12 protein-coding genes are annotated in these 11,976 nt (G+C 72.3%); 8 read left to right on the top strand and 4 right to left on the bottom strand.

Going from position 1 to position 11,976, the window contains the following annotated elements; all coding sequences use genetic code 11:
- Positions 1-5: 5 nt before the first annotated feature.
- Positions 6-2,459: a penicillin acylase family protein gene (locus ACZ5UI_RS13425; RefSeq protein ID WP_464187538.1), complete on the bottom strand. Its 2,454-nt coding sequence runs from the start codon at positions 2,457-2,459 to the stop codon at positions 6-8.
- Between the two features lie 89 nt (positions 2,460-2,548).
- Here ACZ5UI_RS13425 and ACZ5UI_RS13420 point away from each other — a divergent pair, with 89 nt between their 5' ends.
- From ACZ5UI_RS13420 to ACZ5UI_RS13400, 5 genes are all read left to right on the top strand, one after another.
- Positions 2,549-3,913, top strand: a complete 1,365-nt coding sequence (locus ACZ5UI_RS13420) for a flavin-containing monooxygenase (protein WP_464187535.1) — start codon at positions 2,549-2,551, stop codon at positions 3,911-3,913.
- A complete protein-coding gene (locus ACZ5UI_RS13415) occupies positions 3,910-4,515 on the top strand; it encodes a TetR/AcrR family transcriptional regulator (RefSeq protein ID WP_464187533.1) in 606 nt (201 codons plus the stop codon). Before ACZ5UI_RS13420 ends, ACZ5UI_RS13415 begins: the two co-directional genes overlap by 4 nt.
- A 9-nt stretch (positions 4,516-4,524) precedes the next feature.
- Positions 4,525-5,430 (top strand): hypothetical protein, encoded by a 906-nt coding sequence (locus ACZ5UI_RS13410; RefSeq protein ID WP_464187531.1) that lies wholly within the window; start codon positions 4,525-4,527, stop codon positions 5,428-5,430.
- Between the two features lie 86 nt (positions 5,431-5,516).
- A complete protein-coding gene (locus ACZ5UI_RS13405; RefSeq protein WP_464187528.1) occupies positions 5,517-6,173 on the top strand; it encodes a hypothetical protein in 657 nt (218 codons plus the stop codon).
- A 37-nt stretch (positions 6,174-6,210) separates the two neighbouring features.
- Positions 6,211-7,185: a hypothetical protein gene (locus ACZ5UI_RS13400; RefSeq protein ID WP_464187526.1), complete on the top strand. Its 975-nt coding sequence runs from the start codon at positions 6,211-6,213 to the stop codon at positions 7,183-7,185.
- Here ACZ5UI_RS13400 and ACZ5UI_RS13395 read toward each other — a convergent pair.
- Positions 7,182-7,646, bottom strand: coding sequence for a universal stress protein (locus tag ACZ5UI_RS13395; RefSeq protein ID WP_464197727.1), 465 nt, complete (start codon positions 7,644-7,646; stop codon positions 7,182-7,184). The two genes, ACZ5UI_RS13400 and ACZ5UI_RS13395, sit on opposite strands and share 4 nt — an antisense overlap.
- A gap of 98 nt (positions 7,647-7,744) precedes the next feature.
- Between ACZ5UI_RS13395 and ACZ5UI_RS13390 the strand changes: the two genes are divergently transcribed.
- Genes ACZ5UI_RS13390 through ACZ5UI_RS13380 form a run of 3 tightly spaced genes read left to right on the top strand, consistent with a single transcriptional unit; the run spans position 7,745 to position 9,839 of the window.
- Positions 7,745-8,758 carry a sensor histidine kinase gene (locus tag ACZ5UI_RS13390; RefSeq protein ID WP_464197725.1) on the top strand — a complete coding sequence of 338 codons (1,014 nt, stop codon included), beginning with the start codon at positions 7,745-7,747 and terminating at the stop codon, positions 8,756-8,758.
- Positions 8,746-9,402, top strand: a complete 657-nt coding sequence (locus tag ACZ5UI_RS13385) for a response regulator (RefSeq protein ID WP_464197723.1) — start codon at positions 8,746-8,748, stop codon at positions 9,400-9,402. The genes ACZ5UI_RS13390 and ACZ5UI_RS13385 overlap by 13 nt, the downstream gene beginning before the upstream one ends.
- 23 nt (positions 9,403-9,425) lie before the next feature.
- Complete coding sequence (locus ACZ5UI_RS13380) at positions 9,426-9,839, top strand: hypothetical protein (RefSeq protein WP_464197721.1); 414 nt, start codon at positions 9,426-9,428, stop codon at positions 9,837-9,839.
- On the opposite strand, the gene ACZ5UI_RS13375 is transcribed toward ACZ5UI_RS13380, so the two are convergent.
- Together ACZ5UI_RS13375 and ACZ5UI_RS13370 are read right to left on the bottom strand one after the other, a co-directional pair.
- Complete coding sequence (locus ACZ5UI_RS13375) at positions 9,832-10,644, bottom strand: MaoC family dehydratase (RefSeq protein ID WP_464197719.1); 813 nt, start codon at positions 10,642-10,644, stop codon at positions 9,832-9,834. The genes ACZ5UI_RS13380 and ACZ5UI_RS13375 overlap by 8 nt on opposite strands.
- Entirely contained in the window at positions 10,644-11,963 is a 1,320-nt protein-coding gene (locus ACZ5UI_RS13370; protein WP_464197717.1) for a 3-oxoacyl-ACP reductase, read from the bottom strand. Before ACZ5UI_RS13370 ends, ACZ5UI_RS13375 begins: the two co-directional genes overlap by 1 nt.
- Positions 11,964-11,976 lie beyond the last annotated feature (13 nt).

The raw sequence follows: 11,976 nt of genomic DNA, 5'->3' as shown, positions 1-11,976 counted from the left end.
CTCCCTCAGCGCCGCGCCTTGCGGTGCCCGCTGAACGAGATCACCTGCTGGATCCCGCTCGGGCGGTTCGTGTAGCGGATCTTGATGGGCAGCAGGCCCGGGGCGAACGAGATCTTCTCCGCGTCCGCGTCCGAGGTCCACGCCGCCGGATCCTCCGTGCCCTGCGAGGCGGTCAGCGCCAGGCGCGTGTCGTCCACGGCCTGCCACAGCGACGCGCGACACGCGGCCAGGTCGCCGTTGCCACAGAACTTCGTGGCGAACGGTGACTTGAACTGCGTCCCCAGCAGGGAGCGCAGGTCCTTGTCGACGTAGTTGATGCGCCCGCCGGTGAAGCCGCTGCGCGTGGAGTTCGTCGTGCCCTCCAGCTCCGACAGCTGCTGCAGCTGCGGGCCGAGCACCGGCGCCATCACGGCGTCGGCGATCCGCGGGTACAGGCTGTCCATGATCGTGGCGGCCGCGCCGCCGTCGACCTTGCCGTCACCGTCGGCGTCGACGCGCGACCCGCCGGCCGCACGCCAGGCCAGCAGGATGTCCAGGATCTGCTGGTCACGCGCGTTGGGCGCCGGACCGCTGGCCAGCACGCCCGCGATCCCGTCCATGACCGTGCCGACGACGCGCAGGTCCTGCGTCGCCGCGCCGTTCATGGCCGAGACGACCGACGCCAGGTCGTGGTTCTGCAGCTTGTCGATGCCCGCGTTGAGCATCTGCACGCGCTGGATCGAGCCGTACGTCCACTCGGAGTCCGACGAGCCGAAGCCCGGCGCGGGCTTGTTGTTCCAGTTGACGAGCTTGCCCGAGGCGGGGTTGGCCTCGTGCGGGTGGTCCATGGTCTTGAGGAAGCCCTTCCACTCGTACTCGCCCGTGCCGATCGTGGGTAGGCGCGGGTCGACCCGCGGGTCGCGGATCGGCAGCGCGCCGGCGGAGTACGTCGCGATGTTCTTGTCGTCGGCGTAGCCCACGTTGAACGTGAACGGCGAGGTGCCCGCCGCCTCGTAGAACGACTTCAGCCCGGTGACCTTGCCGTCGGTCATGCGCCGGAACATCAGCTGCCAGAGGATGTCCTTGCCGTGGCTGGAGCGCTGGAAGGAGATGGCCACGCGCTTGCCACCCACGGTCGCGTACCCGAGCACCGGGCCGTGGACCGTCGTGTAGTAGCGGACCGGGCCCTGGTCGGCGATCGTGCCCGCGTCGATCGCGGTCATCGCGCGGCACTTGCCCTTGTACAGGTACTTCACGTCCGAGCCGTCGCACAGCGTCTCGACGAACTGGTCGTTGGTGTCCGAGCCGGCCGAGGTCAGCGACCAGGCGAAGTCCGGGCCGCGCCCGATCAGCATCTGGCCGGCGCCGCCGGGGAAGGCCACGCCGCGCGACTCGATGCCCGGCGCCTTGAGGTCCATCTCCAGCGTCAGGCCGGGGTAGAAGTAGCCGATCTGCGGGCCGGCCACGAACAGCGGATGGCCCGTCGCGGAGCGGTTGCCCGCGACCATCAGGAAGTTCGACGCGTACTTGTGCGTCTTGGCCGCGTTGGCCACCGCGCGCGAGCCGGCGGCGTTCAGCGAGCCGTTGTCGACGATCGAGTTGCCGGTCGGGTTGGACGGGATCGTCTCGTAGGGGAAGCGCTGGCCGATCGTCGTGGGCGTGTCCTCGTCGAGGTGCTCGGTGAGGTCGTTCCAGACGGTCTGGCCCGGTGCGGCGCCCATGCGCGACTGCAGCGCGTTGAGCAGCATCGAGCGGCGGGTCTCGTCGCCGCCGCCCTGACCGAAGATCTGGCCGGCCAGCGCGTTGGCCGCGTAGACGTCGACGCGGGTGTACGGCTTCTGCGTCGACTTCTCGACCTTCAGGCGGGCGTTGAGGCCCTTGACGTACATCTCGACGTCGCGCAGCAGCGCCCGGCCTTCCTTGCCGCGCGACTTCAGCGCGCTGGTCTGCTCGCGGTCGATGATCGCGTCGGCCTGCTTGGTGACCGTCACCGACTTCAGGCTCGTGACCAGGCCGAAGGCGTCGATGCCCGGGGCGTCGAGCGCGGCGAAGCGGGCGGGGTAGCGCGCCTGGGCGAGCAGCAGCCCGCGGTCCTCCTGGGCGACCCAGCCCGCGGCCCAGTCGAGATCCAGCTTGTTGCGCCCGGTGATGTGGGGCACGTTGAAGCGATCGCGCACGATCTTGACCCCGCGACGGGGCACCGACTCCGTCCGGCACGGACACTGGCCCTCGGTGCCGAACGTCTCGGGCTTGAAGAACTTGGTCAGGTCGCCGGCCGTGACGTGGTTGAACAGGGGCGTCAGGCCGTCGTACATCTTGGCCTGCTCGTCGGCCCCCGCGGGGACGGGGACGCTGCCGTACTGTCCGGAGGGGACGATGTTCAGCGCGGTGCCGGCGTAGTCCTTCGCCGGTGCGCTTGCGGGAAGGGCGAAGGTTGCCGCGGCAGCGGCCAGACCCAAGCCCACGGTGAAGCGGGACATGCGCCGGAACCTACTCCTGAACGTTGACGTACGTCGAACAACGCTCTAAGGTGACGCCTGCGTCATTTTTGTCCCCGGGAGGAGAACGCGTGTCGAACCGCCTGCCCCGCACCGCCATCATCGGCGCCGGATCGTCCGGCATCACCGCAGCCAAGGGGCTGCACGAGAAGGGCGTCGAGGTCACCGTCTTCGAGGCCTCCGACCGCATCGGCGGCAACTGGGTGTTCGGCAACGTCAACGGGATGTCGGCGGCCTACCGCGGCCTGCACATCAACACGTCCCGGGAGCGGATGGAGTACACCGACTACCCGATGCCGAAGTCCTATCCGGACTTCCCGCACCACACCCACATCGCCGAGTACTTCGAGAACTACGTCGACCACTTCGGCCTGCGCCCGCTGATCCGCTTCGAGACGACGGTCGCGCACGCCGAGCACAACGACGGCGGCGGCTGGACGCTGACGCTGGGCGACGGCACCAAGGAGCGCTTCGACGCGCTGCTGGTGGCCAACGGCCACCACTGGAACGCGCGCTGGCCCGAGCCGGCCTTCCCGGGCTCCGACACGTTCGAGGGCGTCCAGATGCACGCCCACGAGTACGAGAGCGAGGACGTCCTGCGCGACAAGGACGTCGTCGTCCTGGGCATGGGCAACAGCGGCATGGACATCGCCGTCGAGTCCAGCTACGTGGCCAAGTCGACCTACCTGGCCGCCCGCCGCGGCGCCTGGATCCTGCCCAAGTACGTCTTCGGGCGCCCGATGGACCAGGTGTTGAAGAACAACCCGAAGATCCCGTGGCCGATCCGCCAGCGCTTCATGGAGGCGATCGTCATCGCCCAGGCCGGCCGCCCGGAGAAGTACGGCCTGCCCAAGCCCGACCACCACTTCGGCTCCGCCCACCCGACCGTCTCGGGCCGCATCCTCGATCGCATCGGTCACGGCACCGTCCAGCCGAAGCCGAACATCGAGCGCCTCGAGGGCGATCGCGTGGTGTTCACCGACGGCACGTCGGTCCACGCCGACGTCGTCGTCTACTGCACGGGCTACAAGATCACGTTCCCGTTCTTCGACGAGGAGCTCGTCGCCGCGCCCGACAACCACATCGAGCTGTTCCAGCGCGTCTTCCATCCCGACTACACCGACCTGGCCTTCATCGGGCTGCTGCAGCCGCTCGGGGCGATCATGCCGCTGGCCGAGGCGCAGGGCGCGTGGGTGGCCGAGTACCTGTCGGGGCGCTACGCGCTGCCGGCGCCGCCCGCGATGCGCGAGGCGATCCGCAGCGACATGGCGGCGATGAACAAGCGCTACGTCAGCTCCAAGCGCCACACGATCCAGGTCGACTTCGAGGACTACCTGCTCGACGTCGACCGCGAGCGGCGCGAAGGGGCCAAGCGCGCCGCCGCCGGCGGGTTCGCGCTCCCCGTCCCGCGCGACGAGCAGGCGGTCGCCGCTTGAGCGCGACGGAGGCCAGCGGCAAGCGCGAGCGCACCAAGCAGGCCAACCGCGAGGCGATCCTGCGCGCGGCCCGCGAGGTCTTCTCCGAGCTGGGCTACGGCGCGGCCAGCGTGCGCGACATCGTCCGGCGCACCGGCCTGGCCAGCGGCACCTTCTACAACTACTTCCCCGACAAGGAAGCGGTCTTCCGCGCGCTGATCGACGAGACCGCGCGCGAGGCGGGCAGCCGCACGCACGCGGCGCGTCTGAAGGGCACCACGCTGGAAGGGTTCGTGGCCGACGGCTTCCGCGCGTACTTCGAGCTGCTCGTCGAGGACCGCGAGATGTTCGAGCTGATGCGCCGCAACGCGGGCACGATCCGGGCGATGTTCGACGTGCCCGGGATCGCCGCGGTGATCGACGAGCTGGCCACCGACCTGCGCGACGGCATCGCCGCCGGGCTGGTGCCCGATCACGACACCAACCGGATGGCCGCGGCCATGAGCGGCACGGCCTTCGAGGTCGGCGTGCGCATGCTCGACGACGATCCGCCCGACGTCGATGGCGCCGCCGCGTTCTGCGCGAAGCTGTTTCTGGGGGGATTGGACCGTCTGGCTCGGTAAGGTCGGATGATGTTCCGCCCTCTCGTCGCGGCCATCGGCTGCGCTGCCGCCGTCGCCCTGACCGCCCCGGCCACCTCCAGCGCCGCCGAGATCGGCATCGGCGATCAGCAGGCCGCGATGTTCGCCAACCCGCTGTTCCAAGCGCTCGACGTGCCGATCGTGCGCTACATCGCACCGTACGACGCGATCAACCACGGCATCGACGCGCGCAACGCGGACGCCTTCATCAAGGCCGCCCAGCTGACCGGCAAGCAGGTCCTGGTCGCCTTCTACCACTCGCGCTACACGCCGGAGAAGCTGCCCAGCGCCGGCGCGTACTCCTCGGCCGTGAGCAAGTTCATCAAGGCGTTCCCGTACGTACGGGAGTACCAGCCCTGGAACGAGGCCAACCGCGGCACGGTCCCGGGCGCCTTCGCCAGCCCCAGCGCGAAGACCGCCGCGACGTACTACATGCAGCTGCGCAAGGTCTGCAAGGGCTGCACGGTCACCGGCCTGGACCTGCTCGACGGCGTCAACATGGAGCCGTCGCTGGCCTACCTGAAGGAGTTCCAGCGCTACGCCAAGCCGGCGCCGACGATCTGGGGCCTGCACAACTACTCCGACACCAACCGCAACTCGACCACCCGCACGAAGGCCTTCCTGAAGGCCGTGCGCGGCCAGGTGTGGCTGACGGAGACGGGCGGCATCGTCAAGTTCGGCTCGAACTTCCCGGGTGGGCGCAAGGGCCAGGCCCGCGCGGCGCGCGCGCTGAAGCTGATGTTCAAGATCGCCGCGTCCAACTCGCGGATCAAGCGCCTGTACATCTTCCAGTGGACCGGCGCGCCCTCCAGCGCCCGCTTCGACGCGGGGCTGACGAACCCCAACGGGACCGCCCGTCCGGGGTACCGCGTGGTGCGGGGAGAGATCGGCAACTGACGCAACCGCGTCTCAGGGTCCCCCGTTCGTCCAGGACCGGGGGACCCGGGTCAGGTGTCCGGGGCTCCCGCCGATGAATCTGCGGAATGCGCGTGCTCCGTCGACTGCCTCATCTGGTCTTCCTTGCCGCAGGGCTCCTGATCGGCCTGGCCCTGGCCTTGCCGATCGACACGTCCTCGGCGTCGTGCCCACCCGCCGGCGAGGGCCGCAACATGTGCCTGGTCCAGGACGTGTGGGCGCCGGCGCTGACCACGGTCGCGCTGTGCCTGATGCTGAGCTGGCTGATCGCGGACCTGCTGTTCGTCCGCCTGCCCGAGATGCGCGCGGGCAACCGCACCCGCCGGCGCCCCACGGGTGACCGCGGCCGCGAGGCGCTGGAGCGCGACGCGACCCTGCGGGCCGCGACGTGGGGCGTGCTGCCCCCGCCGCGCCGGCCCAAGGCGCGCACGCAGATCACCGTCGCGGCGATCACCGGTGGGCCGCCCAGCGTGCGGCCGATCGACCCGCTCGACCTGCCCAAGCCGCCGCCCGGCCACGGCATCCGCATCGTCACCGGTCCCGTGCGGATCGCCGACAAGACGCTGCTGACCGCGTGCTGGGAGACCGCCACGCGCCGCAGCGCCGAGCTGATCGACGCCGTCGCGCTGGAGCTGGGACTCACGCGCGACCGGCTGCGCCCGGTGGCCGTGGCGGAGCCGGATCCGCTGCTGGCCGCCGCGACGTGGTCGCGGATGGCCGCGTAACACCCGCGTCACAGACCGCGCTCTACGATCAACGGCAGTGCCCTCCTTCTGCCGTCACAACCGCTTCGTCCAGAACTGCCCGATCTGCCGTGAGCCGGAGGCGCCGCGGGAACGGGCGAAGTCGACGGCCTCGCGTCCGCGCAGCGCAGCGTCGGGCACGGCGACCCGCCGTGCGGGCGGTTCCAGCGCGGTGCGCGTGCGCCGCCTGACCCGCGCCGCGGACGACGGCTACAGCTCCTCGCTGGTCCCCGGCCTGCGCGCCACGGCCGACGCCGAGCAGCTGGCCGAGGAGATCGGCTTCGCCACCGGCCGCCTGGCCGAGCTGGCCGTCGCGCCGCCCGGGCTGTACGCCGACGCCGCCGCGGCCGCCGATCGCGACGAGGGCATCTGGCTGGCCGCCCAGATCGTGCTGCTGGGCCCGCTGGACGAGGCCGAGGATCCCTTTGCCGAGCTGGCCGACGTCGTCGTGCCCTGGAACGGCGACGCCGCCGCGCCCGCGCTGGACGGCGTCACGCTGGGCGCCCGCTCCCCGTTCGCCGACCCGGCCTCCGCCGCGCGCGGCCTGGCCTCGCTGCGCGCGTGGGCCGAGCGCAACGGCGGGCCGGCCGCCGCGCTGTCCGGCGATCCCGCGTGGACGCCCGAGCGCCGCTTCGAGCGCCTGTACGAGCGCCTGGGCACGGTGGCCGGCGTGGGCCGCGGGCGCTACGACCTGCTGGCCGTCGTCGGGCGCCTGGGCCTGGCCGAGCTCGACGGGCCGTCGCTGCTGGCCACCGGCAACGACGACGCGACGCTGGCCGCCAAGCGCGTGTTCGGCATCGGCGACACGATCCTGCTGGACCGCCGCGCGCTGGACCTGGCCACCGAGGCCGAGGTGCCGATCGCCTCGCTCGATCTGGCGCTGGCCAACCTGAACCGCCCCGGCGGCCGACCGCGCATGACGATCGGCGCCGGCTCTGCCGCCGCCGATCCCGACGCCTGGGCGCGGGCCGCCGCGGCGCTCGGCGTCGCCTAGCCCGCCAGATCGGCGCGCAGCCGCGAGGGCGGCGGCACGACGACGACCGGCACCGAGCTGTTGCTGACCAGGTGCTCGGTCACGCTGCCCAGCAGCAGCGACTGCAGCGCGCCGCGCCCGCGCGTGCCGACGACGACGAGATCGCAGCCGTGCTCCTCGATCGCGCCGATCAGCGCCGGACCGGCGTGGCCGTGGCCGAGCAGCTTGGTCACGGGCAGACCGTCGGGCACGAGCGCGATCGCCTCCTCGAGCGTCGCGCTGACCTGCTCGGTCATCTCCTGCTCGAGCGCCTGCGGGTTGCCGCCGGCCAGCCAGGCGGCCTGGACGGTTGCGGCGACGTCGGGGACGACGCTCATTACGGTCAGGCGGGCGTTGGTCGCCTCGGCGATCTCGACCGCCTGGCGCAGCGCCAGCTTGGCGTTGTCGGAGCCGTCGTAGCCGATCAGCACGTCGCGGGGCATCTCCCGACAACGGTACTCCTCGGGCTGAGGCTGCCCCCACCGCGACACACCACCGCACCTCAGTCACGGCGACCTGGCGCTGCGTCATGCTGAGCGGCATGCAGCGCTCGTCCGTCCGCATGGCCCTGGGCTTCCAGACCGGCATCTCGGTGGCCGTCGCGCTGGCCGTGTTCCTGCTCTGGTCGACCACGGGCGGCTATTTCTGGCCCGCCTGGGTCTACCTCGGGCTGGCCGTGCCGCTGGCCCTGCACGCCGGCATCTGGTGGGGCCTGGACCGCCCGAGCCCCGCCGAACGCGGCCTGGCCATCCACGTGATCGTCGGCGTCGTGCTGTGCCTGGCCGACGTGTGCGTGTGGGGGCTGACCGGCGGCGGCAACTTCTTCCCGGTGTGGCTGATCTCGCTGTTCTCGATCAGCATCCCGATCCACGCGCTGATCGTCTATCGCCGTCAGCTGTTCGCCCGCGAGCAGCAGCTGACCGAGCGCGTCGACGAGCTGACGCGCACCCGGCGCGGCGCGCTGGACGTGCAGGCCGCCGAGCTGCGGCGCATCGAGCGCGATCTGCACGACGGCGCGCAGGCGCGGCTGGTGGCGCTGTCGATGCACCTGGGCCGCGCCGAGGAGCGCCTCGACGACCGACCGGAGGTGGCCGAGCTCGTGCGCCGGGCCCGGGGCGAGGCGACGGCGGCGATCGGCGAGCTGCGCGACCTGGCCCGCGGCATCGCGCCGCCGGTGCTGGCCGACCGCGGGCTGATCGCCGCGGTCGAGGCGCTGGGCAAGCGCTCGGCGATCCCGGTCTCCGTGCACGGGAGCATCGAGGCCGACCATCGCCCCGTGCCGGTGATCGAGACCGCGGCGTACTTCGTCGTCGCCGAGGCGCTGACCAACGTGGCCAAGCACGCGCCGCGCGCCCACGCCTCGGTCACCGTGTCCCAATCGCCCGACACGCTGAGCGTGGAGATCGCCGACGACGGGCCCGGTGGCGCCGACCCGTCGGGCGGCGGGCTGACCGGCCTGCGCCGGCGGGTGGAGGCGGTCGACGGCACGCTCAACGTGACGAGCATCGCCGCGAGCGGCACACTGGTGCGCGTGGAGCTGCCATGCGGGTCGTGATCGCCGAGGACAACGCGCTGCTGCGCGAGGGCCTGATCGCCCTGCTGTCCGACCACGACATCGAGGTCGTCGCCCACGTCGACGACGGGCCCGGCCTGCTGCGGGTGATCAACGGGCACAAGCCGGACCTGGCGATCGTCGACGTGCGCCTGCCGCCGACCTTCACCGACGAGGGCGTGCGCGCGGCGATCGAGGCGCGCCGCCGACACCCCGACGTGGGGATCCTGATCCTGTCGCAGTACGTGGAGCCGGCCTACACGGCCGAGCTGCTGGCCGCGGGCGCCGAGGGCGTCGGCTACCTGCTCAAGGAGCGCGTGGGCGAGGTCAAGGGGTTCCTGGACGCGGTCAACCGCGTGGCCGCGGGCGGCACGGCGCTGGACAGCGAGGTGGTCAGCACGCTGCTGCGGGCCCGCGACCCGCGCGACGGCGAGGGCGAGCTGGGCGGGCTGTCCCCCCGCGAGCGCGAGGTGCTCGGGCTGATGGCCGAGGGCCGCACGAACGCGGCGATCGGCCGCGAGCTGGTGATCACCTCCAGCGCGGTCGAGAAGCACGTCTCCTCGATCTTCTCCAAGCTGGATCTGCCGGCCAGCGACGACGATCACCGGCGCGTCCTGGCCGTCCTGGCCTATCTGCGCTCCCTCTAGCGAACGGCCACTATGGTGGCGCCATGTCACTGAGGACTCCGCTGGCCGCGCTCGCCGCCACCGCTCTCGTCGCGGCCGCCGCCGCGGTTCCGGCCTCGGCCGCCAAGGCGCCCACCGCCGGGCAGAAGGCGGCGATCACCGCCGCCGTGAAGTCGACGCCGGTGGGCGACGTCAACCAGACGCCCAAGGCCTGGTACGTCGTCGACCGCATCAAGATCTCGTCGGTGGCCAAGAACTGGGCGATCGCCTGGCAGACCGCGACGAAGGCGGGCGAGAACAAGTTCCAGCCGGCCTACTTCATGCTGGTCAACCCCGCGGGCACCAAGGGATGGACGGTCGTCGACGTCGGCACCGCGCTGGTCGGCTGCGGGATCGCGCCCAACGCGGTGGTCAAGGACCTGATGGGCGCCTGCCCGCCCGGCGAGGGCGTCAGCTAACGACGCCTTCGAGGTGCGGCTTCCCGCTGCCTGAGCGCACGGCGAAGCCGCCCGCACCGCCGGCGAAGACCACCTGCGCGGGCAGGAACAGCGGGGCCTTGAAGCGCACGTCGACCGTGTAGGCGCCGGGCAGCACGTCCTCCAACGCGGCCAGGCAGCGGGCCTTGACCCACATCCCGTGGGCGATCGGCGCCCGCAGGCCGAACGCCTTGGCCGACAGGGCGTGCAGGTGGATCGGGTTGCGGTCGCCCGACACGGCCGCGTAGCGGCGGCCGATGTCGCCGGGCACGTCCCAGCGGGCCCGCTCGGCCAGGTCGTCGGGCACCTCGGGACCGTCGTCGTCGGCCGCGGCGGCGGCGTTGCCGCGCCCCTTGGCCAGGTAGGTCGAGACGTCCTCCCAGACGAGCTCGTCGCCGACGTGCGCGCGCCCGACGACGTCGACGGTCTGGCCCTTGGGATGCTCGGCCAGGCGCTCGGCGTGCACGGTCAGGTCCAGCGCCTCGCCCAGCCGTGCCGGGCGGTGCTGGACGATGCGGTTGCGCACGTGGACGAGGCCCAGCGCGCCGAACGGGAACGAGCGATCGACCAGCAGCCGCAGCGCCAGGGGGAAGGCGAGCACGTGGATGTAGGTCGAGGGGAGCGCGTCCCGCAGCCGAAAGCCGCACACGCGGTCGTAGGCGGCCAGCCGCTCGCGCTCGGGCTGGACGCCCGCGGCGCTCGGGGCCAGGTCGGGCAGCGTCCCGTCGCCGCCCCCGCCGACCAGCGGCAGCGACCCGACGACCGCGCGGGCGTACAGGTCCAGCATCAGGCGCCCAGCAGCGACTGCCCGCACACGCGGACGACGTTGGCGGTGATGCCGCCCGCCGCCGGGCTGGCCAGCCAGGCGATCGTCTCGGCCACGTCGATCGGCTGCCCGCCCTGGGACAGGCTGTTCATGCGCCGGCCGGCCTCGCGCGTGAAGAACGGCATCGCCGCGGTCATCTCGGTCTCGATGAACCCGGGCGCGACCGCGTTGATCGTGCGCTGCGGGCCCAGCGCGGGCGCCAGCTCCAGGGTCAGGCCGATCAGCCCCGCCTTGGCGGTGGCGTAGTTGACCTGCCCGCGGTTGCCGGCGATGCCGCTGACCGACGAGACGACGACCACGCGGCCCGCCTCGTTCAGCGTGCCCGCGTCGATCAGCGCCTGCGTGAGGCGCTGCGGCGCGGCCAGGTTGACGGCCATCAGCACGTCCCACTCGGCGTCGTCCATCCGCGCCAGCGTGCGGTCGCGGGTGATGCCGGCGTTGTGGATGACCGCATCGACGCCGCCGTGGCGCTCGGTCAGGTGGTCGATCAGCCGCTGAGGCGCATCCTCGGCGGTCACGTCGAGCTGCAGCGCGGTGCCGCCGACGGCGTTGGCCACCGCGGCCAGCGGCCCGCCCTGGGCGGGCACGTCGACGCACACGACGTGCGCGCCGTCCCGGGCCAGGACCTCGGCGATCGCCGCGCCGATGCCGCGCGAGGCGCCGGTGACGACGGCGACACGGCCGGCCTGCGGGTGCTCCCAGTCGGCGGGGATCACGCTGTCACCGGGTCCCACGCGGATCACCTGCCCGTCGACGTAGGCCGACTTGGCGGAGGCCAGGAAGCGCAACGCGGAGGCCAGGTTCTCCTCACCGCCCGGGGCCACCTCGATCAGCTGGGCGGTGGCGCCCGCGCGCAGCTCCTTGCCCAGCGCGCGGACGAAGCCCTCCAGCGCCCGCTGGGCGACGGCGGCCGGGCCTTCCGGCGGACGGCCGAGCACCAGGACCCGCCCGGACGGGGCGACGCGGCGCACCGTGGGCTGGAAGAACTCGTACAGCCGGCGCAGGTCGGCGGGCGTGACCAGGCCGGAGGCATCGAAGACCAGCGCACCCAGGCGCGTGTCGTCATCGGGAGCCTCGGGTATGGGCGGTGCGCCGGCAGTGGTCAGCACACGCTCGGCCTCGGCGCGCAGCGGCCCGTCGCCGCCGATCAGCGCCGGACCGTCGAGCAGCGACTGGCCAGGCTCGTGGCGGCGCAGCGGCGTCGCCTCGGGGACGCCGAGCTGTTTCGTGATCGCGCGCCCAGGCGGCGATTCCATGAGGTTCGTCAGCAGATCAGGCATAGTTACACGAAAT

Source organism: Conexibacter sp. JCM 18997, assembly GCF_055391915.1.
This window is presented reverse-complemented; position numbering and strand designations above follow the sequence as displayed.